Origin of the sequence: Xanthobacter dioxanivorans (assembly GCF_016807805.1) — a bacterium.
Lineage (GTDB): Bacteria > Pseudomonadota > Alphaproteobacteria > Rhizobiales > Xanthobacteraceae > Xanthobacter > Xanthobacter dioxanivorans.
Window position 1 is genome coordinate 6,118,587 of the sequence record NZ_CP063362.1, and the last position, 22,310, is coordinate 6,140,896.

The window sequence follows — 22,310 nt, forward strand, 5'->3', positions numbered from 1 at the left end:
GTCTGTCGCGAACGAAACTTTCGAGCGCTGTGCATGGCCGATCTGCCGGAAGACATCACCGCCCTGAAGGCCGCGCTGGCGGCATCGGAACGGCGTGCCGACTTGGCCGAGATCGAGCGGGACGAGGCTCTCGCGGATGCGGCCAATGCGAAGGCGAAGGCCTCCGGCATCGAAGCCCTCGTCGCCCATCTGACGCTGCGGATCGAGAAGCTGAAGCGCGAGCTCTACGGCACGCGCTCCGAGCGCACGGCCCGACTTCTCGATCAGTTGGAGATGCAGCTTGAGGACGCCGAGGCGGCTCTGAGCGAAGACGAACTCGCCGCAGAGCATGCCGCGGTGAAGACGACGACGGTGGCCTCCTTCGAGCGCCGTCGCCGCGGCGGCCGCAAGCCGTTCCCCGAGCATCTGCCGCGCGAGCGCGTCGTGGTACCCGGTCCCTCCGCATGCTCCTGCTGCGGCTCGGATCGCCTGCGCAAGCTTGGCGAGGACGTCACTGAGACGCTGGAGGCGATCCCCCGCCGGTGGAAGGTGATCCAGACGGTACGCGAGAAGTTCACCTGCCGGGACTGCGAACGGATCAGCCAGGCGCCGGCACCGTTCCACCCGACCCCGCGAGGGTTCCTCGGCCCCAACCTCCTGGCGATGATCCTGTTCGACAAGTTCGGACAACACCAGCCGCTGAACCGGCAGTCGGAGCGCTATGCCCGTGAGGGGATCGAGCTGTCGCTGTCGACGCTGGCCGACCAGGTAGGCGCCTGCGCTCATGTCCTTCAGCCGCTGCACGACCTCATTGCCGCCCACGTCCTCGCCGCCGAGCGCCTGCATGGCGACGATACGACGGTGCCGATCCTGGCCAAGGGGAAGACCGTGACGGGCCGGATCTGGACCTATGTGCGCGACGATCGTCCCTTCGACGGCCAGGGCCCGCCGGCGGCCCTATACTATGCCTCCCCGGACCGCACGGCCGAGCAACCCCAAGAGCATCTGGCGGGATGGACTGGCATTCTCCAGGCCGATGCCTACTCGGGCTATGGTCGCCTCTATGCTGAGGATCGAAGTCCCAGACCGCTCATCCAGGCGCTTTGCTGGAGCCATGCCAAACGGAAGTTCTTCGAGCTCGCCGACATCGCGAAGAATGCCCGGCGCGGAAAGAACGCGGCGTCGATCTCGCCGATGGCGCTGGAGGCGGTCAAGCGCATCGATGCACTGTTCGCAATCGAGCGCGAGGCGAACGGTCTGCATGCCGCCGAGCGTCTGGCGATCCGCCGCGAACGCTCCCTGCCGCTCCTCGCCGACTTCGAGAACTGGATGCGCACCGAACGGGCGCGCCTGTCGCGCCACGCCGACGTCGCCAAGGCGATGGACTACATGCTGACCAAGTGGGACGCCTTTGCCCGCTTCACGACCGACGGGCGCATCTGCCTGTCGAACAACGCTGCGGAGCGAGCCCTGCGCGGCATCGCCCTTGGCCGCCGCTCGTGGACCTTCGCCGGTTCGAAGCGCGGCGCCGATCGCTGTGCCTTCATGCTGACGATGATCGCCACCGCCAAGCTCAATGATGTCGATCCGCAGGCCTGGCTCGCCGACGTCCTCGCCCGCATTGCCGACATGCCCCAAAGCCGGCTGCCTGAACTCCTGCCATGGAATTGGGCCGCGGCACCCCATCAGGATCAAGCCGTAGCTGCCTGACTGCGGCCTACGCCGGATGCGTACTCTCGTCGCGCCCCGACTATGTGATCTTCGGGGCTGAGCCGTTGGCGGAAATGCCGTCCAACAGCATTCTGATGAGCAGATCCGTGAAAGCTGAAAGCGTATAATATTCGTGTTGGTCGCCCTTGCCGGGATCGAACCATTCGACCGTCCAATTCAGCGCGCCCAGCATGGCCTGCCGTAGCGGAACCACCTCTATGTCGGAGCGCAAGGCTCCGGTCGTCTGCGCCTCGCGCAACAGCCGATCCCAGAACTCCGCGTATTGGTGTCGAACAGGCCGGTGGCGCGAGCGGATTCCTTCCGGCAGCATCCCATAGATGCGGATGTTGGCGGAGGTAAACTCGCTGGCACGGAACAAATATGCCATGTGTGTCGCGATTGCGGTCGTGATGCGGTTTCTATGATCCTCCTTGTTCGTCCATATGGCGGTCGCATGACTGACGCCGTTCAAGAGATCACGCAGGCCCAGGTCGAGCACCTCGTCGAGAATTTTCTCCTTCGAGCCGAAATGGTAATAGACGCTGCCTGCCTCAAGGCCCGCTTCCGATGCGACTCGGCGCATTGTTGCGGCCTTGTACCCGCTCTCTCGCAAGACTCGCGCGGCCGCGCGAAGGATCTGATGGCGGGTTCGTTCGGCCTTCCCTGCTGGTTCGAGTCCATCCGTTAGGTCAATAAATTCGACCGATTTTCGGACCGTCCCGCCACGTTTGGTGCACATGCCGTCGAGCAGCAGTTCCGACAAGCGTTCCGACAGCAGACTGACCGGATAACGTTCGCTGTCGTACCATTCCGCTGTCCAGTTCATGGCCCCGAGGATGAACTGGCTGACCAGGGTGACAGAGATGTCACCGCGCAGATTGCCGGCGTCCTGATGGTGCTGCAAAAATGATCGCCAGAGCTGCGCATAGGCCTCTCGCAAGGGTCGATGCGCTCTGCGGCGCTTGTCCGACAATATAGGGAAGTTCCTGATATTCGCCGAAGTGAAATCACTTTCCTTCAGAAGGAAACAAAGGTGAGTATCGACAAGCTGCGCGAACGTTTTCCGGAATGGGTCATCTTCCGCCCGCGCCCGTTCAACATTCCTCCGAATCTGCTCGTAGAGTTGTCTAACCCCAATATCGAGGACCTCGTCCAGGATCTGATCCTTCGACTTGAAATGGTAATAGATGCTGCCGGCTTCCAGGTTCGCCGCCTCGGCGATCCGCCGCATGGTGGTCGCGTTGTATCCCTCTTTGCTAAACAGCTTCGCCGCCGCCAGGAGGATCGCGCGACGCGTCTGCACCGATTTCCCATACGGCTCGTCGCCGGGGCTATGGGGGAGGTTTTCTTCCATGGATCTGTCTTTCGACGCTGGACGTCAGTTTATCAGTTGAGGTAATTCGAACAAGCGTTAGAATGCGCAACCATTCCACCGTGCCTGCGACGCCGGCAAAAGGAGAAACGGGAATGCGCGGACTGAGAGGCAAGAGGGTGATCGTAACGGGTGGCGGAAGCGGAATCGGGCGGGCGATCTGCGCCCGCTTCGCCGAGGAAGGAGCCGAGGTTGCGGTTTTCGACCTCAATGAAGACGGCGCCCGGCAAACCGTCGGAACGATCGAAGATGCAGGCGGCAGGGCGCGTGCATACACCGTCGACATCACCGACCGCAAGGCCGTGGACGCCGCAGTGGCCGAGTTTGAGGCCGGTGGGCCGATCGACGTTTTGGTTAACAATGCCGGATGGGATGAGATCAAGCCGTTCCTCGAGACCGATGTTGATCTGTGGAGGAAGATCATAGACATCAACCTCTACGGCCCCCTTCATATGCATCATGCTGTTCTTCCGGGCATGGTAAGGAATGGGTCCGGCCGCGTCGTGAACATCAGTTCGGATGCGGGCCGCGTCGGCTCTTCGGGCGAGGCGGTCTATTCGGCCTGCAAAGGCGGCATCATTTCCTTTACCAAGACTGTCGCGCGGGAACTGGCCCGCAAGGGCATTCAACTCAACGCGGTCGCGCCCGGTCCGACAGACACCCCGCTATTCGCAGAAGTCGCCAAGGGCGAGGCCGGAGAAAAGATTGCGGAAGGCCTGAAACGGGCGATCCCCATGAAACGTCTCGCCCAGCCGACGGACTATCCCGGGATTGTGTGCTTCCTCGCCTCGGACGATGCCGGATTCATAACCGGACAAGTCATTTCCGTATCGGGCGGGCTGTCAATGCACGGTTGAGAGGCCGCACGGTGCTTTCCGGTTCCGAACGATGTCAAGGCTTCCTCCCCACTTGGCCGCATTTCAGTGCGGCCCCTTTTTATTAGGTCAGAAGATCGGTGATGTTCGAGGCCGACCAAACCATCAAGGAAACAAGTGCGCTCGCGGCATTCATGAACCGTTGTGACGTCGCGAACTACGAGGAATTGGTCGAACGCGCATGCAGTGACCCGGATTGGTTCTGGACGCAAATTCTCGACCTCACCCGCATTCGTTTCGCCCGCCCGTACGACCGTCTGCGCGAAATCGGCGCCGGACCGGAGAACATCCGCTGGGGAATCGGCGGCGCACTGAATCTCACCGAAACCTGTCTCGACGCGCACATCGAGAAGGGGCTCGGCGATAAGACAGCGATCGACTGGGTGGGCGAAGACGGCAGCCGCCAGCAATGGAGCTATTCCCGGCTTGCCGAGGAAGCCGCGCGCGTTGCCTCCGCCCTCTCGGCGCGTGGGGTGAAGCCCAGCCAGGGCGTCGGCATCTACATGCCGATGATCCCCGAGATCGAGGCCGTGCTTCTGGGCATCGCGCGGCTGGGCGCCGTGGCGGTCCCGCTATTTTCCGGGTTTGCGCCGCATGCCATCGTCACCCGCCTGAACGACGCCCGTGCCGTCGCCGTGCTGACTGCGGATGCGACGCCCCGGCGGGGCAAGCCGGTCTGGATGGAGGCCACCCTGGCAGAGGCACTGGCGGAGGTGCCCTCGGTGCATACCGTGTTCAGCCTGCGGCGCTTCGGCGGCCCAGTGGCGGATCCGGCCCGCGATCTCGACTGGCAGGAAACCATCGGTAAAGCCGACGCGACGCGGCCGGCGCATCCGGTGGAGACCGATGCACCGCTGCTCATCGCCTACACCTCGGGCACGACCGGCAAGCCCAAGGGAGTGGTTCACACGCATTTGGGCGTACAGGCCAAGGCCACGGCCGATTTTCTGCTGTGTCTCGACATGAAGCACGACGACCGCCACCTGTGGATGACGGACATGGGTTGGGTGATGGGGCCCCTCACGCTGACTTCGGTGCTGCTTGCGGGCGCCACATTGGTGCTCGCCGAAGGAGCGCCCTCGATGCCGGGCGATCCCTTCCGCCTACTGCGGCTGGCCGCCGAGAACAAAGTTACTCATATAGGCGTTGCACCAACGCTGGTGCGGCAATTCCTGACGCAGGATCCCGCGCCGCTGCGGGGGTACGATCTTTCCGCATTGCGTATCGTCGCCTCGACCGGCGAGCGCTGGACCGACGATGCCTGGCTTTGGCACCTGGAGCATATCTGCCGGCACCACGCGGTACCGCTCAACATTTCGGGTGGAACCGAGCTCTTTGGCGCAATCCTTACCTCTACCGTGCTGCACGAGGTGAAGCCGGGCGGCTTTTCGGGTCAGGCGCTGGGCGTCGGCGCCAAGGTGCTGCGCGTGGACGGCAGCGAGGCTGCGCCGGGCGAGGTCGGGGAATTGGTCGTCACCCAGCCGCCGATGGGGCTGACGCCGACGATCTGGGGCGACAAAAAGCGCTATCTCGACACCTACTGGTCCACGTTTCCCGGCATCTGGCGCCATGGCGACTGGGCGCGGCGCGATCCGGACGGCACCTGGTTTATCCTCGGCCGTTCCGACGACACGCTGAACATTGCCGGCAAGCGCATCGGGCCACCGGAGATCGAGGCGGCGCTGACCGAAACGGGGAAAGTTGTGGATGCAGCGGCGATACCCGTCCCCGACCCCATAAAGGGTACAATGGTGATTTGCATCTGCGTCACGGCGCCCGGTGTGACGCCCGATGACAGGCTCGTCGAGCAGCTCAAGGACCGCGTCGGCGAGGTGGTTTCGAGGCCCTTCCGCCCGAGCGAGATCCATTTCGTCGAGGCGCTGCCCAAGACCCGCAGCATGAAGACGATGCGCCGGATCGTGCGCGCCGCCTTCCTGGACGAGGATCCGGGCGACCTCTCCTCGATCAGCAATCCCGAAACGATGGAGGCCATCGCGGCCCTGAGAAAGGACAAGCCATGATCACGGTCTTCGGAGCCACGGGCACCACCGGCGCCCCACTGGTGGAAGCGCTTCTCACCAGGGGCGCGAGGCTGCGTGCCGTCACCGTCCAGCCTGCGAAGGCTGCGGCGCTGGTGGCGAAGGGTTGCGATGCCGCCGTGGCGGATTTCGGCGACCGCGACGCTTTGGAACGCGCCTGCCAAGGAGCGGAGAAGGCCTATCTCGTGACGCCGCCGCATCAGGACATGCGCCGCTGGAAGGCCAATGCCATCGCCGCGGCCAAGGCGGCGGGCGTGCGCCATGTGGTCATGTCCACCGGACTCGGTGCTTCGCCCAGGGCGCGGCTGACCTTCGGGATGTGGCATTCCGAAAGCCAGGAACTGCTGAAGGACAGCGGCATGGACTGGACCTTGGTTCAGCCCACCTATTTCATGCAAAACCTTCTGTGGCAGGCTGAAAATATCGTCTCCGATGGCGTCTATTATGACGATCTGGGTGGGCCGGTGGCGTGGGTCGACGCCCGTGACATCGCCGATGTGGCGGTCGAGGCGCTGCTTGGCGCGGGCCATGCTGGCAAGGCCTATGGCCTGACGGGCGCGGAGGCGTTGACCGGCGAGGAGATCGCCTCTCTCCTCAGCGAGGCGACAGGCCGCGCGGTGACATGCGCCTCCTTGCCGCCGAATCAGGCCAAGGCGCACATGATTGCGAACGGCATGCACCCCGACGTCGCCGCCGCCATGGTGGAGTTGGCCTCGCTCGCAGCCAAGGGCTATCTCGCCGGCATTGAGACCACGGTCAGCGAGGTGCTCGGCCGCCCAGCGCGCCGCTTCCGCGACTTTGTGGCCGGGAACAGGCATGCCTACGTCGGATAAGGCGGCGCCCGCGCCGCTTTATCTCGAGCTCGCGCCGCCGGCCGGGGCCCCCGCCCAGATCGACCATTTCTTCGTCTACTGCGATTGCGGCCTCTTGTCGGGTCCCGGCACCGGCCGCTTCGCCACCGATCTCTTTACGCTTTCCCTGACGCTGCGCGGCGGAGCCGATCGCGGCCCGCGCCTCGACCTCGAACCGCCCCGCCCCGCCTTCAGCCCGCGCCACGCGCCCTTCAAGGGCGTGATCGCCGGAATGCGCCTCGACGCCGCGCCCCACCTTCTCCCCTCCGAAGGTAATCTGGACGCGCTGACCCTTGCTCTTCTGGCAGTGGCGGAGAACGGTGAGGCCTGGGCGCCGCTTGTTGCGGCACTCGACCAGCTCGCCTGCGACCTGACCTTCTCCGGTAGCCACTCCGCCCCCGCCAGCGCGCGAAGTGAACGGCGTTGCGTCCGCGCGACCGCCGGCATGTCGCGACGGCGGCTTACCGCCACCCGGCGTTTCCGGACCCTGCTGGACGGGCTTGCGGCGCGCGATCAGGCGTTAAGCGAACTGGCGCTTGATGCAGGGTACTACGACCAGTCGCACATGTCGGCTGCCTGCCGCGCCTTCGCCGGCGCCCCACCGGGCGTGCTCCGCCGCCTTGCCGGTGCGCGGCCCTCTGGCCGTTTCTTCCAAGATCAGGGACTCGAAACCCGCCTAAGATTGGTTATTGATCCCTGACGAGGAGCAGACAGGCCATGCCCGGTTTCGAGCCGAGGACCCCCGATTTCGACGCACGCGTGCGCGACAGTTTCGGACGCCAAAAGGTGATGCACACGCTGGGCATCACCATTGCCGACCTGTCGCCCGGGCGCATCGTTCTGGAGATGGCGCACAACGAAGCGCTGACCCAGCAGCACGGCTTCGTTCACGCCGGCATCGTCTCGACAGCGCTCGACAGCGCTTGCGGCTACGCCGCCTTCTCGCTGATGCCGGCCGAAGCGGCGGTGCTGACCGTGGAGTTCAAAATCAACCTCCTCAACCCAGCCGAGGGCGAGCGCTTCCGCTTCCAGGCCGAGGTGGTCAAGCCCGGTCGCACCCTCACCATCTGCGAGGCGCGCGCCCATGCGCTGAAGGGTGGGACAGAGAAGCTGGTCGCCACGATGACCGGTACGTTGATGGCGCTGTTCGGACGGACGGGCGTCAGCGGATAGGCGCAGTCGAGGCAGGCCTCAGTTGGCCTCGCGCTCGATCCAGGTTTCCAGGACGTGGCGCTGGATCTTGCCGCTGGTCGAGCGGGAGAAGTCTTCGGAAGCGATGAAGCGGATCTTGCGCGGCCGCTTATAGCCGGCCATTTGCTCGCGGCAAAACCGCATCAGCTCATCAGCATTCGGCATTCGGGGCTCGAGCGCAAGTACCCGTTTTTGCGCGCGCTCCCGTGCGAAACATCGAATAGACATCCGCCTGCCCGGCGCGGGCCACCTCGGGCAGCATGATGTTCCTCCCCGACAATCGATCCTGGCTGTTCACAAAGACTGGGCGAGGCGGACTCCTTCGTCGATCGCACGCAACGCATCGAGTTCAGCCGCCTCGGCCGCACCGCCGATCATCGTGGCGGAAATGCCACGGACCGCAAGCGCCTCGATCAGCGTCCGCTCGGGTTCCTGTCCCGTACAGAGAACGATCGTGTCGGCGGCGATAACTTTTGTCTCGCCGTTCCAAATGACGTGGAGCCCCTCATCGTCGATACGCTGATAGATCACACCCGCGAAGGTCTCGACTCCATGTTTACGCAATGCGTTGCGCAGGATCCAGCCCGTCGAAATGCCAAGCCCCTGTCCCAGCTTGCTCGTCTTGCGCTGCAGCATCACCACTTTGCGCTTTGCAGGCACCGCGGCCAGCGGATCGCCCGCCAGCGCGCCGACATTCCTGAACTGTCCATCCACGCCCCATGTCTCGAAAAAGACCTCGTTCTCATTGGCCTCGGCCGGATGGGTGACAAGGAATTCGGCCACGTCATGGCCGATCCCGCCCGCGCCCATGATGGCCACGGTCTGTCCAGCCTCGCGCGCGCCGGAGAGGATCTCGGCATAGGTAGCGACCTTGGCATGGTCTATGCCCGGAAGGTCAGGGATGCGAGGGGTCACGCCGGTGGCGATCACCACATGGTCAAACCCGGCAAGATCGTCGGCAGTGGCGCGACAGCCCAGCCGCAGGGTGACGCCGTGCCTGTCCATCTGAGCGGCGGAATAACGCAGCGTTTCGTCGAACTCTTGCTTGCCCGGGGCCGCACGCGCCAGGTTGAGTTGCCCGCCCAGCCGGTTCTCTGCCTCGAAAAGTGTGACCGCGTGGCCAAGTCGCGCGGCCTCGGCCGCCGTGGCCATACCCGCCGCCCCGCCGCCGACGATCGCCACCTTCTTCGGGGTCTCGCTCGGCGTGTCACGGAATTCCGTCTCGCGGCCGGCGCGCGGATTGACAAGGCAGCTTACCGGACGGTCCGAGAAGATGAAATCCAGACATGCCTGATTGCAGGCGATGCAGGTGTTGATCTCATGGGCCCTACCCTCGCGAACTTTGCGCACGAAATGAGGGTCGGCGAGGAAGGGCCGCGCCATCGAGACCAAGTCGGCATCTCCCGAGGCCAGGATGTCCTCGGCGACCTCGGGGGTGTTGATTCGGTTCGAGGCCACGACCGGGATCGACACCGCCGCCTTCACGTTGGCCGCCGCCTTCCGCCAGGCACCACGCGGCACTGGATACGCGATCGTTGGCACGCGCGCCTCGTGCCAGCCGATTCCGGTGTTCAGAATGTCGGCGCCGGCGGCCTCGATCTTGCGGGCGAGCGCGGCGATCTCTTCAGCGGGCGCGCCGCCCTCGACAAGATCGGCCGCAGAGATCCGATAGATGACCAGCAAATCCGGTCCGCAGCGGTCGCGCACTGCGCGCACGATTTCGACCGGGAAGCGGTGCCGGTTGTCGGCGCTGCCACCCCACTCGTCCTCGCGCTTGTTGGTGTGGGTCACGGTGAATTCATTAATGAGATAGCCTTCGGAGCCCATGATCTCGACCCCGTCGAACCCTGCGGCCTGCGCGTTTGCCGCGGCGGTCGCGAAATCTTCTATGGTCCGTCGGATGTCCGCATCGGTCATCTCGCGCGGGGAATAGCGGTTTATCGGCGCCCGGATCGGCGAAGGTGCCACGCAACCTTCGAACTTGGCATAACGCCCGCGTGGCAGATCTGCGCGCAGATCAGGCTGCCTTCCTGATGGACCGCATCGCAAATCGGCTTGAGGCTCAGCACCTGCTGCGGATCGTCGAGCCGCGGACCTTCCGGATCGAACATGCCTTCGGCGTTGGGCGCAAAGCCGCCAGTCACGATGACTGCCGCTTCGCCGTGCGCGCGTTCACGATAGAACGCGACCTGTCTTTCGATACCGTTGGATTCGGTTTCAAGCCGCGTGTGCATCGAGCCCATAAGGACCCGGTTCCGCAGGTCGTGGACGCCTGCCCGGATCGGGGACAGCAATTTCTCGAAGGTTCTTCCGCGCCTGTCGGACATATCCACGTTCCCTCCCATTGCATCTTGCCAGACATTCTAACGTTTGTTAGGTTTTTTGAAAAGCGGGATTCACAGGCGGGAGGGCCAGCACGTGCAGTTTCAACCGACAGATGACCAGCAGGCGTTTCGAGAGACGGCACAGCGTTTCGCGCGTGAGAAACTCGCCGAGAGTTATCAGAAGCGGGCCACCGAACACGTGATGGATCGTGGGCTCATCAAGGAGATGGGAGCGCTTGGACTGATCGGCGCCGATCTGCCAGAGGAGTTCGGCGGGCTGGGCGAAAGCTCGGTCACGGCGGGATTGATCGTCGAGGAAATCGCTCGGGCCGATTTCAATGTCAGCTACATCCAGCTTCTGGGGTCGCTGATGGGCGGCATGGTCGCGAAACACGCGTCCCCCGAAATCGCCAAGGAATGGGTGGCCCGTGTCACGTCGGGTGAGGCGGTGATAGGGCTGGCATTGACCGAGCCGCGTGGCGGATCGGACGCGGCGAATCTGCAACTCAGGGCCGTCAAATCCGGCAGTGGCTGGCGACTGAACGGCGAGAAGACCTCGATGAGCTTCGCCGCGCAGGCTGATGCGGCAGTAGTCTTTGCCCGTACCGGCGATCCCGAGGGCGGATCGCGGGGCGTCAGCGCGTTCTTTGTGGGCCTGAACGAAAAGGGCATTAGCCGTACGCATTTCGACGACATAGGCACCAAGCCCGTGGGGCGCGGTTCGGTCTTCTTTGATGACGTTTTTGTGCCGTCTGAATGCATGATGGCCGAGCAGGACCGTGCCTTCGGCACGATCATGGCGGGCTTCGACTATTCCCGAGCACTGATCGGGCTGGAATGCCTAGGCGCAGCGCAGGCCTCGGTGGACGAAACCTGGACTTATGTGCAGGAACGCGAAGCCTTCGGCGCGCCGCTGGCGCAGTATCAGGGGGTCAGCTTCCCGCTGGCCGAGGCCGAAACGCAGCTCACCATGATGCGGCAGCTTTGCTACTACACGCTCGATCTGCGCGACCGTGGCCTGCCGCATACCAAGGAGGCGGCGATGTGCAAGTGGTACGTGCCGAAAACCGCGTGCGAGATCATCCATCAGTGCCTGATCCTGCACGGCCATTACGGCTATACCGTCGACCTGCCTCACCATCAGCGCTACAACGATGTTCTGGGCCTGCAGATCGGCGACGGTACCGCGCAAATCCAGAAGCTCGTTATCGCGCGCGAGAAGGTCGGCCGCATGGCGTTGCAATACGACAAGAAGGCCAAGGGAGGCGCGAAGTGAGCGTTCCCGTCAATGTCCGTGTCGAGGGCAGCATCGGCATTATCGAGCTCGCCCGCCCGGACAAGTTCAACTGCCTGTCGCTGGAGGTCCATGAGTGCATCTCCAGGGCCCGCGAGAAATTTGAGGCGGACCGCGACATTCGTTCGATCCTGATCTGCGCACAGGGAAAGCACTTCTGCACCGGCGCCGACCTGACCGAGGTGAAAAGTAAGATTAAGGACGCGCAGGCGCTGGACCATTTCATCGCCTTTGGCATGGAAGGGCTTCGTAGGCTGGAACAGAGCCATCTCCCCGTGGTCGTTGCGGTGCAGGGCCTATGCTTGGCCGGCGGGCTTGAGCTGATGCTGTCCTGCGATGTCTGTTTCGCTGCGGATAGCGCTCAGTTCGGCGACCAGCACGCGCAGTTCGGGCTGATCCCCGGCTGGGGCGGTAGCCAGCGGCTGACCCGGCTGATGGGCCTGCGCCGGGCGCTCGATCTGATGTTCTCGGCCCGCTGGCTGAAGGCGGACGAGGCGAAGGAGGCCCGACTGGTGAACTACGTCGTGCCGGATGAAGAGCTGCGCCAAGCGGCGTTGGACTACTGCGTGACGATCGGCACCCGCTCACGCCCCGGCATTGCCGAGATGAAGCGCCTGGCACGCGAAGGCGCCGACATGGGCCTCGACCAGCAGATGCGGCTGGAGCGCGACGCTGCCGTGCGTGCGCTACGAAGCGAGGACGTGGCCGAAGGGCTAGATGCGTTCGAAAGCCGGCGCGTGCCGGCCTTCAAAGCCTGACAAGAGGTGCGGGATGGACTTCACGCTAAATGATGAGCAGCGCCAGATCTACGAATACGGCGCCCTGCTCGCGCAGAAATTCGACAATGCCTACTGGCTGGATCACGCCCGCCGGCATGCCTTTCCCAAAGAGATGTTCCAGCAGATTGCCGAGGACGGCTTCCTGGGCATCATGGTGCCCGAGGAATATGGCGGCGCCGGTCTCGGCATGACCGAGATGGCGCTCTTCATGGAGGGCACGGCGAACCACGGCATCCCGCTCCTGATGATGGTGGTCGGCCCCACCATGTCGCTGGCTCATATCGCCCGCCACGGGACCGAGTTCCACCGCAGAGAGCTCTTGCCGGCCGCCTGCCGAGGCGAGATCCAGTTCTGCTTCGCGATTACCGAACCCGGTGCGGGCTCGAATACGATAAAGGCCACAACGCTCGCCAGGCGCAATGGCAACCGTTTTGGGCTAACGGGGGAAAAGACCTTCATCACCGGCGCCGACGTCTCCGACTACTGCCTCGTGGTGGCGCGCACCAAGGCTCACACCGAGGTCTCCCGCAAGACCGACGGCTTCACGCTTTTCGCCGTGGACCTGAAGAAGAAGGGCGTAGAAATGCAGCGCGTGAAGGTCTCGATCCCACTGCCGGAAGAACAATGGACGCTGTTCTTCGACGAGGTGGATCTCGGCCCCGAGGACGTTGTGGGCGAGGTGGACGACGGATTTTCGATCCTGTTCGATTCGCTCAATCCCGAACGTATCATCCTGGCGGCTCTTTGCTGCGGTATTGGCCGGTTCGCCTTACGGAAGGCAGTGGCCTATGCTTGCGAACGCAACGTTTTCGACCAGCCGATCGGCGCGCATCAGGGCGTGCAGCATCCGATGGCCAAGGCCCACACGGCCGTGGAGATGGCGAGCCTGATGACCCGCCGCGCGGCTTGGGAATTCGACAACAAGCTTCCCGCCGGCGCCTCGTCGAACATGGCGAAATATGCCGCCGCCGAGGCCGGGATCGAAGCCGTGGACGCCGCCCTTCAGGCGCATGGCGGGTCGGGTTTCACGGAAGATACCGGGCTGTACGAGCTTTATCCGTTGGTCCGCCTGCTGCGCACCGCGCCGGTGAATCGTGAACTGTGCCTCAGCTTTATTGGCGAGAAGGTGATGGGTCTGCCGCGTTCGTATTGACCGCGAGAGCCCAGGGAGGAAAGAATGCAACATGGAATGCGCTTCCGGCGGGCCGATGCCGGCGCGAAGGCCAACGGCCGGTTCTGGCACGAGATCGAGGGCATGCCGCTCGACGAGGTGCGCCGCATCCAGGAAGAGCGGCTGGTCAAGCAAATGGCCTATCTCAGGGCCAACTCGCCTTTCTACCAGGACAAATTCGCTGCGGCCGGCGTCGATTTCGATGAGATCCGCACCATTGAGGATCTGCAGGGGCTGCCCTTCACCTACAAGGCCGAGATCCGCGAAAGCCTGTCGGCCGAGCCGCCTTTCGGCCGCCACCGCGCCGCGCCGATGGAAGACATCATCCAGATGCAGGCGTCCTCGGGGACGACCGGCAGCCCCTCCTACGTGGCGCTGACAGAATCCGATGCCGAGATGTGGCACGAGATGACGGCGCGCTGCTTCTTCGCCAACGGCGTGCGGCCCGGCGACATGGTGCTGCACGCCTTCTCGCTCGCCAAGGGCTTCGTGGGCGGCATCCCGGTGATGCAGGGCCTGCAATATATGGGCGCCATCGACGTGCCGGTGGGCGCCGACGGCGGCGTCGACCGGCTCCTGCGCGCCTGCGCCGACACGCGCCCTCGCTGCGTCGTCGGGGCGCCGAATTTCGTGATCCACCTGGCCGAAAAGGCCGAAGAGGTGCTGTGCGCCCCAGCGGGCAGGCTGGGCGTGGAACGAGTCGTCGTCGGAGGCGAGCCGGGCGGCGGCATTCCGGCGATCCGCGCGAAGATCGAAAAACTCTGGGGCGCCACGTGCACCGAGATGATGGGCGGCACCGACCTGGGCGTGACCTACTGGGCCGAGTGCGACCAGCGGTCGGGCATGCACATGGTCAACATGGACTATGTTTTGACCGAACTGCTCGACCCCGAGACCGGCAAGATCATCCCTTGGGCGGAGGGCGCCAGGGGCGAGCTGATCTACACCGCCCTCGGACGCCGGGCGAGCCCGCTGGTGCGCTTCCGCTCGGGCGATTTCATCGAGGTCCTGGGCACGACCTGCGCCTGCGGCCGGACGGGTCCCAAGATCCGCTGCACAGGGCGCACCGACGACATGCTGATCGTGCGCGGGGCCAACGTGTTTCCCTCGGCGATCAACAGCATCATCAACGAGATGGTGCCGCAAACGAACGGCGTGATGCGTGTGGTGGCCGATTTCGAGGGCCACACCACGCAGGAAGCACTGAAGATCATAGTCGAACGCGGCCCCGACCGGGACCCAGACGGTGACGCGGAGCTGAAGAAGACGGTCGAGCAGCGCCTGCGCGACGCTTTGGTGTTCAGGGCCGATGTCCGGATCGTCGATGCCGGCACCTTCGAAAGGCCGGGCGCGGCCAAGGTGGCCTTCGTGTTGAAAAGGTACCCTGACCTGCCATGACAAAGCTGAAATCCCTGCTCGACACCGGGTCGGAAGACTTCCGGACCAACGCCGCGCATTACCGCGCCAAGGTGGCCGAGCTGCACGCGCTGCGGCGCAGCCAGCGCGTCGGCGGGCCGGAAAGCGCACGGGCGCGCCACGCGAAGAAGGGCAAGATCCTGCCGCGCGAGCGCGTCGAGCGGCTGATCGACCCGGGCATGCCGTTCCTCGAACTCGGCGAACTCGCCGGCCTCGATAAGTATGACGGCCTGCCGCCCGGCGCGGGGATCATCACCGGCATCGGCGTGATCGAGGGCCGCCACTGCATGATCATCGCCAACGACGCCACCGTGAAGGGAGGCACCTATTTCGGCATGACCTGCCGTAAGCACGTGCGCGCCCAGCGGATCGCCTGGGCCAATCGCCTGCCGGTCGTCACACTGGTCGATTCCGGCGGCGCGTTTCTGCCTGACCAGGAGAACATCTTCCCCGACGAAGGCCAGTTCGGCTCGATATTTCACAACCAGGTCGGGATGTCGGGCGACGGCGTGCCGCAGATCGCCGTGGTCATGGGCCCCTGCACCGCCGGCGGCGCCTATATCCCGGCGCTTTGCGACGAGGTGGTCATCGTGCGCGGCCAGGGCTTCATGTATCTCGGCGGGCCGGAACTCACCTTCGCGGCCACTGGGGAGAAGGTCGACAACGAGACCCTCGGCGGCGGCAAGATGCACTGCTCGGTCTCGGGCGTGACCGACCATCTCGCAGAGGACGACGCCCACGCGCTCGCCATCACGCGAGAGATCGTCACGCACCTGGGCGAGAAGCCCTCCCCGCGCAAGACCCCGGCGCCGCCGCGCCCCCCGGCCTACCCGGTGGAAGAGATCTACGGCATCGTCAGCCGTGACCCCAAAGTACCCACCGAGAACCGCGAGATCGTCGCGCGGCTGGTCGACGGCAGCGAGTTTCACGAGTTCAAGCCGCTCTACGGCGACACCTTGATGACCGGCTGGGGCCGCATTCACGGGCATGAGGTGGGAATTCTCGCCAATACCGGCGTGCTGTTCGTCGAAGCGGCGCTGAAGGCCACGCATTTCATCAATCTGTGCGCGCAGCGCGACATCCCGCTGCTGTTCCTGGCCGATGTCAACGGCTTCATGGTGGGCCGCGAGGTCGAGCAGATGGGAATCGCCAAGGCGGGCGCCAAGATGATCACCGCCATGTCCTCGGCGCGGGTACCGAAGTTCACCATCATCACCGGCGGTTCGTACGGAGCAGGATACCTGGCCATGCTGGGCCGCCCCTTCCAGCCCGACGCGATGTTCGCCTGGCCGACCGGCCGCGCTGCGATCATGGGGCCGGAACAGGCGGCGAGCGTCCTGGCCCAGGTGCGCGCTCAGATCAACGAACGCGAGGGCAAGACATGGACGAAGGAGGAGGAAGAGGCCTTCAAGGCACCGATCCGCAAGGAATACGAGGACTTCCAGGGCGCCTACAACTTCGCCTCGAACCTCTGGGTCGACAGCGTGATCGAACCCTGCGAGACCCGCGACATCATGGCGCTGCTGCTCGACATCACCTCACGGCGTCCAAAGGTCGAAACCCATTTCGGCGTGTTTAGGATGTGAGGCGGCCATAGTGAAGATCAAGACGCTTCTCATCGCCAACCGTGGCGAGATCGCTTGCCGGATCGCCCGCACGGCGCGGGCACGGGGCGTCCGGCCTGTCGCCATACATTCCGAAGCCGACGTTAACGCGCTCCACGTGCGCGAGATCGGCCACTCGATCTGCATCGGCGGCGGGCCGGCCTCGGAAAGCTATCTGCGCATCGACGCCGCGCTGGCCGCGGCGAAGGCCGCCGGGGCCGACGCCGTCCATCCCGGCTACGGCTTCCTCGCCGAGAACTCCGAATTCGCCCGCGCGGTCGAGGCCGCCGGCATGATCTTCATGGGGCCGACGCCGGAAACCCTGGAACGCTTCGGCGACAAGGCCAGCGCCAAGGATGCCGCCATCGCGGCCAGCGTGCCGGTGATCTCGGGCGCCGCGGGCGCCCTGTTCGGTCCCGATCAAATCGCCGCCGAAGTGCGCCGGATGGGGCTGCCCGTGCTGCTCAAGGCTGTGGGCGGCGGCGGCGGACGTGGACAGCGGTTGGTGGCAGACGAAAAGACCCTGATGGCCGACATCGAGGGCGCGCTGCGCGAAGCGAAGTCTACCTTCGGCTCGGAAGGTCTCCTGCTGGAACGGTTCCTGCCCGAGGCCCGCCATGTGGAGGTGCAGATCGCCGGCGATGGCAAGGGCCACGTCGTGCATCTTTTCGAGCGCGACTGCACGCTGCAGCGCCGGCATCAGAAGGTGATCGAGGAAGCCCCCGCCTGGGGCCTGCCCCGCGACCTGCTCGAACGGATCGCCCACGACGCCGTGCGGCTGGGCGAGACGCAGCACTATCGCGGCCTGGGCACGGTGGAGTTCCTGGTCTCGGGCGAGGAATACTTTTTCCTCGAGGTGAACCCGCGCATCCAGGTGGAACATCCCGTGACCGAGGCGATCACCGGGCTCGACCTCGTGGCGCTGCAACTGCGTATTGCCGAGGGTGCGGGCCTTGGCCTGAAGCAAGGCGATCTGACGATTGACGGTCACGCCATCGAGGCACGGCTCTATGCCGAGGACCCGGCGATGCAGTTCGCTCCTTCCACCGGCACGCTGACCACGCTGAGCCTGCCCGATGGTCTCCGCATCGACAGCGGCGTCGAGGCAGGCGATGCCGTCACCCCCTATTACGATCCGATGATCGCCAAGCTGATCATCCACGCGCCCGACCGCGAGACGGCGCTGGCGCGGCTCGCGCTGGCGCTGGATCATGTCGCGGTCGAAGGCGTCGAGACCAACCGCGCCTTCCTCGCCGCGCTCGCCCGCAACGCCGATTTCGAGAAAATGAACGTCCACACCCGCTGGATCGACGAGCGGCTGGACGATCTGACTGCGGCGGCGAAAGTGCCGGGCACCCGGCTCTGGAAGGCCATGGCAGCGGTGCTCTTCGTCACCCGCGGGCGCTCAGACGGTGCCGCCGAACCGTGGTCGAACCGCGACCTCTTCACCAACTGGCGGCTCGGCCTTGGCGGCGACGCGATGGAGGCGGGCCAGCGCGTGATGCTGACCGACGCAGCGGGAAGCGTCGAGGAGCTCTGCGTCGGCCCGGTCCGCTCCGGCGACACCTACACGGTCTACGGCAGTGATGGTGCCGCCCTCACTTTCTCCTGCCGTGAGATCGCGCCGGGCCGGTGGCGCGTGGCGCAGGGCGAGACGGTAGACGTGGCAACCGCGCGCCTTCATGCCGGGGTGATCGAGATCGACGCCGAGCCGGGCCGGCTTGTCTTCCGCCCGGCACCACCTTTGGCCGCGGCCGGCGGCGACACCGCTGCCGAACGGACCGTTGCCTCGCCGCTGACCGGAATGATCGTCGACGTCAAAGCGTCCGAGGGCGACGCGATAGCGGAAGGCGATGTCATAGCGGTCCTGGAGTCAATGAAGCTCGAGATCTCCATCAAGGCACCTGCCTCCGGCATCGCCGCGAATATTGCGGTCTCCAAAGGCATGATGGTGGATCGCGGCCAGATGATCGCCGAGATTATACCGCCTGAAAAGGAAGAGGCATGAGCGATTTTCCCAAGTCCGTAGAGTTTCGTGAAGAAGGCCCGCGCGAGGGCTTTCAGATCGAAAGCAAGATCTACCCGATCGAACAGCGGATCGAACTGATCGACATGCTCAGCGATACGGGACTGAAGCGTATCCAGGTGGGCAGCTTCGTGAGCCCCAGATACGTGCCGCAAATGGCCGACACGGGCGAGCTGTTCCAGCGCATCAAGCGCAAGCCGGGTGTGAAATACACCTCGCTTTGGCTCAACGAGAAGGGGTTCCGCAAGGCGTTGACCGCGCATGAGGTCGATATCGACCCGCGTCTTTTGTTCTATCCGTCTGAAGCTTTCGCACAGGCAAACAACAACTGCTCCTCAGCGCAGATGCGCGAGCGGCAGCGCGAGTGGGTGCGGCTCTACAAGGAAGCGGGCTACACCGTGGATGCGGCCTATGTGATGACCGCGTTCGGCTGCAACCTGCAGGGACCTATTCCGCAGGAGCGGGTGCTGGATGATTTCCGTTTTGTCGTGCGCCTTTGCAAGGAAGAGCAGATCCCCGTACCAATCCTCGTGATCGCCGACACGATGGGCTGGGGCAACCCCGAGGCGGTCAAGCGCATGATCGGCGCCCTGCGCGAGCTTGCGCCCGGGGCGCGCATCGGAATGCATCTTCACGACACGCGCGGGCTGGGCATCGCCAACATCTATGCAGCGTTGTCAATGGGGGTGGACATGTTCGAAAGCTCGGTCGCCGGCCTTGGCGGCTGCCCCTTCGCCGGCCACGGCAACGCCCGCGCCGCGGGCAATGTCTGCACTGAGGACGCGGTTTTTCTGTGCCACGAGCTGGGCATCGAGACGGGCATCGACCTGGACAAGCTGATCGCCGCCGCGGTCAAGGCCGAAGAGATCATCGGCGCGCCTCTGATGGCCCGGGTGATGCATTCCGGCGGACTTGACAGATTTCGCAAGGCGAAATGAGGAGGATTGATATGGGAAAGACGCTGGATGGAAAGGTGGTGCTGGTCACCGGCGCGGGCGGCGGGATCGGCCACGAGATCGCGCTAATGGCGGCAGCCGAGGGAGCGGCGGTCGTGGTCAACGATTTGGGCGCGACGCTCAAGGGCATCGGGCAAGCTATCACCGCTGCGCAAACGGTGGTGGACGAGATCAAAGGGCCACCGGCGGCGATGCCATCGCTGATGGCGGCAGCGTAACCGACCCGGACGCTGCCCGAGCCATGGTCGAGGCCGCCGTGAAGGATTCGGCCGCATTGGCGCAGTCGTGAACAATGTCGGGATCCTGCGCGACGGCTTCTTCCACAAGATGACATATGACGATTTCGACGCGGTGGTGAAGGTACATCTCTATGCCGCCTTCAACACCAGCCGCGCCACCGCCGATTATTTCCGCGAGCAGCAAAGCGGCGCGCTGGTGCATATGACCTCGACCTCGGGCCTGATCGGCAATTCTGCGCAGGCGAACTACTCTGCGGCCAAGCGTAAGAGCGCGGCTCCGACCCCACCTACTTTGCGGCGGTCTGACGGGGCACCTTGACGATCCGATATGGAGGATTGTTTTGTGTCTGGACTTGACCATAGACTTGAGCCGGAGAGTGAGATCCGGCGCTTCGAGGTCACCAACGGTGCGATGGGCCGTCGGCGCTGGTCGGCCGACGACCGGGTGCTTATCCTTGAGGAGACGCTGGCACCGGGTGCTGTGGTGTCGGCGGTGGCGCGCTGTACGCATCCGAGGAAGCTTTCGATTCCCCACATCGTCGGCTTGATCCAATGGAGATGCCGAAGGCGATGTCGTGCAAGCGGGTCATGCCGCGCCAGACGACCATGTTGCCTGGAGGCGGATCATGTTTGCGGGCGAGGTAGCCGCCAAGCATTGCGATTTGCAGCAGGTAGGCGGCGAGCGTAGGCCGTTGGAGGCGCGGTCGCGTTCGGGATGCGTCGATCTGGTCGAGCGCAGTGATCTCGGCGAAGGTGAGAACACTGTCGGGCGCGGCGTCTGGCTTGGCTCGCGCCGACATAGTGACGAAGAATATTCGCCAGCTGACCACCGCGATGAGAGCGAGGAATTTCGCCAGCCTCTCTGCGGTTTCGAGCCTCGCCTCCTCGGCACGGCAGCCGGACTTCATGACCTTGTGGAACACCTCCGCCTTCCAGCGCAGGGCGTACCAACCGAGCTTCTCGACCGCCGCAGAGAGATCGTCGACCGGCAGGTTGGTTACTAGCTTCCAGTCGATCGGCTCGCGACCGGCCGGCGGATTCTCTTCGAGGGCGTGGATGTAAGTCAGAACCTGCGGACTGTAGCGCTTCTGTTTGCCCACGGGCGGCAAGGTGTTGATGGCGGCGAACTTCACCTGCAGCCAGGTCGTCTCGTCCTGATCAACGGTAATGCGATGACGTCCTGCCCAAGGCGCCGTCGCAAGTTGGGCAAAGACGCGATGAGCAGGATCGTGCGGGGCGGCATCGGCAGGCCGCTCGGCCAACCTGTTCGTCTGCACCCGCACGAGGAAGCTGGTACCAAGGCCCTGCGCGGTGCAATAGAGTTCGTAGATGTCGCTCTCCCGGTCACCTACATGCACGCAGCGCTCGGGCGCGCCAACGAGCGCGATGGACTGGCGCAGGTTCTCAAGCCAGCGGTAGCTCTCCTTCGTCTCGATCGGCACGCGCGTGGGATTGATGTGCCGCTTGAGCGCGAGCGTTCCCTTGAATTTCTTTCATGTCCAGAACTTCACCGCTGTCAGACCGAGAGGTGTGCCGTCGTCCCGAGCCCACCTTTCGGGATGAGGCGTGAAGGTTGATGTTCCGAGCCGAGAGGGGCTTGGACATATGACGATTTCAGAGCTTACGCTTAAATCGAGCGCCGAGATCGACGAGCCGGTTCGGCGGTTCGAGGTCTTCACGGGCGCGGGGCGCCGGCGGGACTGGTCAGCCGAGGACAAGGCGCGGATCGTGTCGGAGAGCTTCGAGCCTGGTGCGAGGGTGAGTGCCGTCGCCCGCCGTCACGCCTTGTCGCCACAGCAGTTGTTCACCTGGCGTCGCGAGCTCCGCAAGGCCGCGGATGCGGTGCCAGCCTTCGTGCCGGCGGTGGTCGTGCCGGAACCTGCTGTTGCACCGGAGCGGACGATGCAGTCGTCACGCCCGAAGCGGCGCACTCGGCAGCGCCGCGCGGCGGCCATAGAGATCGACGTCGCCGGCGTGAAGGTGACGATCGAGAACGGGGCCTCGCCGGCCACCATAGCGGCAGTGCTCGGCGCGTTGAAGGCCGGGTCGTGATCGGCCCGACCGGCGCTGTCCGCGTCATGGTCGCGACGAAGCCGGTCGACTTCCGCAAGGGCGCCGAGGGCCTGGCCGCGCTGGTGCGCGAGACGATTGGCGCCGACCCGTTCTCGGGCACGATCTACGTGTTCCGCGCCAAGCGCCCGGACCGGGTGAAGCTGGTGTTCTGGGACGGCACCGGCGTGGTGCTGGTCTCGAAGCGTCTGGAGAATGGCGAGTTCCGCGGGCCCAAAATCGAGGACGGGGCCCTGCGGCTGACGGCAGCCCAGCTTCAGGCCCTGTTCGAAGGGCTGGACTGGCGCCGGGTCCATGAACCGCAGCGGACGGCGGCACCGGTCGCGGCGAGCTGAAAGCGCTCGCAAGCATCTGACGAATATGATTGAATCGGCGTCATGGCCTCGCTCCCTCCAGAGCTTCCCCGTGACCCCG

Annotated in this window: 22 protein-coding genes; 17 read left to right on the forward strand and 5 right to left on the reverse strand. The window is 64.7% G+C overall.

The features are described from left to right. Nucleotides 1-33: 33 nt before the first annotated feature. Nucleotides 34-1,689 (forward strand): IS66 family transposase, encoded by a 1,656-nt coding sequence (gene tnpC, locus EZH22_RS28640; protein ID WP_203192850.1) that lies wholly within the window; start codon nucleotides 34-36, stop codon nucleotides 1,687-1,689. A gap of 40 nt (nucleotides 1,690-1,729) precedes the next feature. Here the strand turns inward: tnpC and EZH22_RS28645 are convergent, their stop codons facing one another. Further along, entirely contained in the window at nucleotides 1,730-3,043 is a 1,314-nt protein-coding gene (locus EZH22_RS28645) for a TetR/AcrR family transcriptional regulator (RefSeq protein ID WP_203193689.1), read from the reverse strand. 62 nt (nucleotides 3,044-3,105) lie between these two features. Between EZH22_RS28645 and EZH22_RS28650 the strand changes: the two genes are divergently transcribed. From EZH22_RS28650 to EZH22_RS28670, 5 genes are all read left to right on the forward strand, one after another. Then, entirely contained in the window at nucleotides 3,106-3,918 is an 813-nt protein-coding gene (locus tag EZH22_RS28650; RefSeq protein ID WP_231711204.1) for a glucose 1-dehydrogenase, read from the forward strand. A 101-nt stretch (nucleotides 3,919-4,019) separates the two neighbouring features. Beyond that, nucleotides 4,020-5,957, forward strand: coding sequence for an AMP-binding protein (locus EZH22_RS28655; RefSeq protein WP_203193690.1), 1,938 nt, complete (start codon nucleotides 4,020-4,022; stop codon nucleotides 5,955-5,957). Beyond that, entirely contained in the window at nucleotides 5,954-6,808 is an 855-nt protein-coding gene (locus tag EZH22_RS28660) for an NmrA family NAD(P)-binding protein (protein WP_203193691.1), read from the forward strand. Before EZH22_RS28655 ends, EZH22_RS28660 begins: the two co-directional genes overlap by 4 nt. Beyond that, nucleotides 6,792-7,526 (forward strand): helix-turn-helix domain-containing protein, encoded by a 735-nt coding sequence (locus EZH22_RS28665; protein WP_203193692.1) that lies wholly within the window; start codon nucleotides 6,792-6,794, stop codon nucleotides 7,524-7,526. Before EZH22_RS28660 ends, EZH22_RS28665 begins: the two co-directional genes overlap by 17 nt. A gap of 17 nt (nucleotides 7,527-7,543) precedes the next feature. Further along, the gene (locus EZH22_RS28670; protein WP_203193693.1) at nucleotides 7,544-7,999 is read left to right on the forward strand and encodes a PaaI family thioesterase; all 456 of its coding nucleotides are present in this window, start codon (nucleotides 7,544-7,546) and stop codon (nucleotides 7,997-7,999) included. A gap of 18 nt (nucleotides 8,000-8,017) precedes the next feature. Here EZH22_RS28670 and EZH22_RS28675 read toward each other — a convergent pair whose 3' ends face one another. The 3 genes from EZH22_RS28675 to EZH22_RS32500 all read right to left on the reverse strand — a co-directional run bounded on the left by EZH22_RS28675 (nucleotide 8,018) and on the right by EZH22_RS32500 (nucleotide 10,344). Then, nucleotides 8,018-8,182: a hypothetical protein gene (locus EZH22_RS28675; RefSeq protein ID WP_203193694.1), complete on the reverse strand. Its 165-nt coding sequence runs from the start codon at nucleotides 8,180-8,182 to the stop codon at nucleotides 8,018-8,020. A gap of 129 nt (nucleotides 8,183-8,311) precedes the next feature. After that, nucleotides 8,312-9,985: an FAD-dependent oxidoreductase gene (locus EZH22_RS32495; RefSeq protein ID WP_269902900.1), complete on the reverse strand. Its 1,674-nt coding sequence runs from the start codon at nucleotides 9,983-9,985 to the stop codon at nucleotides 8,312-8,314. Further along, on the reverse strand, nucleotides 9,955-10,344 hold the full coding sequence (locus EZH22_RS32500; protein ID WP_269902922.1) for an oxidoreductase: 390 nt from the start codon (nucleotides 10,342-10,344) through the stop codon (nucleotides 9,955-9,957). Before EZH22_RS32500 ends, EZH22_RS32495 begins: the two co-directional genes overlap by 31 nt. 91 nt (nucleotides 10,345-10,435) lie before the next feature. On the opposite strand from EZH22_RS32500, the gene EZH22_RS28685 reads away from it, so the two are divergent. The 9 genes from EZH22_RS28685 (at nucleotide 10,436) to EZH22_RS32510 (ending at nucleotide 20,145) form a co-directional block, all read left to right on the forward strand. After that, complete coding sequence (locus EZH22_RS28685) at nucleotides 10,436-11,617, forward strand: acyl-CoA dehydrogenase family protein (protein WP_203193695.1); 1,182 nt, start codon at nucleotides 10,436-10,438, stop codon at nucleotides 11,615-11,617. Further along, nucleotides 11,614-12,393, forward strand: coding sequence for an enoyl-CoA hydratase/isomerase family protein (locus EZH22_RS28690; RefSeq protein WP_203193696.1), 780 nt, complete (start codon nucleotides 11,614-11,616; stop codon nucleotides 12,391-12,393). The genes EZH22_RS28685 and EZH22_RS28690 overlap by 4 nt, the downstream gene beginning before the upstream one ends. A gap of 13 nt (nucleotides 12,394-12,406) precedes the next feature. Beyond that, nucleotides 12,407-13,567 (forward strand): acyl-CoA dehydrogenase family protein, encoded by a 1,161-nt coding sequence (locus tag EZH22_RS28695; protein ID WP_203193697.1) that lies wholly within the window; start codon nucleotides 12,407-12,409, stop codon nucleotides 13,565-13,567. A gap of 102 nt (nucleotides 13,568-13,669) precedes the next feature. Further along, nucleotides 13,670-14,983, forward strand: a complete 1,314-nt coding sequence (locus EZH22_RS28700; protein ID WP_203193698.1) for a phenylacetate--CoA ligase family protein — start codon at nucleotides 13,670-13,672, stop codon at nucleotides 14,981-14,983. Continuing rightward, nucleotides 14,980-16,587 carry an acyl-CoA carboxylase subunit beta gene (locus EZH22_RS28705; RefSeq protein ID WP_203193699.1) on the forward strand — a complete coding sequence of 536 codons (1,608 nt, stop codon included), beginning with the start codon at nucleotides 14,980-14,982 and terminating at the stop codon, nucleotides 16,585-16,587. The genes EZH22_RS28700 and EZH22_RS28705 overlap by 4 nt, the downstream gene beginning before the upstream one ends. Nucleotides 16,588-16,597: 10 nt before the next feature. After that, entirely contained in the window at nucleotides 16,598-18,613 is a 2,016-nt protein-coding gene (locus EZH22_RS28710; RefSeq protein ID WP_203193700.1) for an acetyl/propionyl/methylcrotonyl-CoA carboxylase subunit alpha, read from the forward strand. Beyond that, nucleotides 18,610-19,569 (forward strand): hydroxymethylglutaryl-CoA lyase, encoded by a 960-nt coding sequence (locus EZH22_RS28715; protein ID WP_203193701.1) that lies wholly within the window; start codon nucleotides 18,610-18,612, stop codon nucleotides 19,567-19,569. The genes EZH22_RS28710 and EZH22_RS28715 overlap by 4 nt, the downstream gene beginning before the upstream one ends. Nucleotides 19,570-19,580: 11 nt before the next feature. Then, a complete protein-coding gene (locus EZH22_RS32505) occupies nucleotides 19,581-19,805 on the forward strand; it encodes an SDR family NAD(P)-dependent oxidoreductase (RefSeq protein ID WP_203193702.1) in 225 nt (74 codons plus the stop codon). Between the two features lie 67 nt (nucleotides 19,806-19,872). After that, nucleotides 19,873-20,145, forward strand: a complete 273-nt coding sequence (locus EZH22_RS32510) for an SDR family NAD(P)-dependent oxidoreductase (protein WP_203193703.1) — start codon at nucleotides 19,873-19,875, stop codon at nucleotides 20,143-20,145. A gap of 130 nt (nucleotides 20,146-20,275) precedes the next feature. Here the strand turns inward: EZH22_RS32510 and EZH22_RS28730 are convergent, their stop codons facing one another. Further along, nucleotides 20,276-21,268, reverse strand: coding sequence for an IS4 family transposase (locus tag EZH22_RS28730; protein ID WP_231711205.1), 993 nt, complete (start codon nucleotides 21,266-21,268; stop codon nucleotides 20,276-20,278). A gap of 163 nt (nucleotides 21,269-21,431) precedes the next feature. Here EZH22_RS28730 and tnpA point away from each other — a divergent pair, with 163 nt between their 5' ends. After that, complete coding sequence (gene tnpA, locus EZH22_RS28735) at nucleotides 21,432-21,878, forward strand: IS66-like element accessory protein TnpA (protein ID WP_203193704.1); 447 nt, start codon at nucleotides 21,432-21,434, stop codon at nucleotides 21,876-21,878. Continuing rightward, nucleotides 21,875-22,231, forward strand: coding sequence for an IS66 family insertion sequence element accessory protein TnpB (gene tnpB, locus EZH22_RS28740; protein WP_203193705.1), 357 nt, complete (start codon nucleotides 21,875-21,877; stop codon nucleotides 22,229-22,231). Before tnpA ends, tnpB begins: the two co-directional genes overlap by 4 nt. Nucleotides 22,232-22,310: the final 79 nt, after the last annotated feature.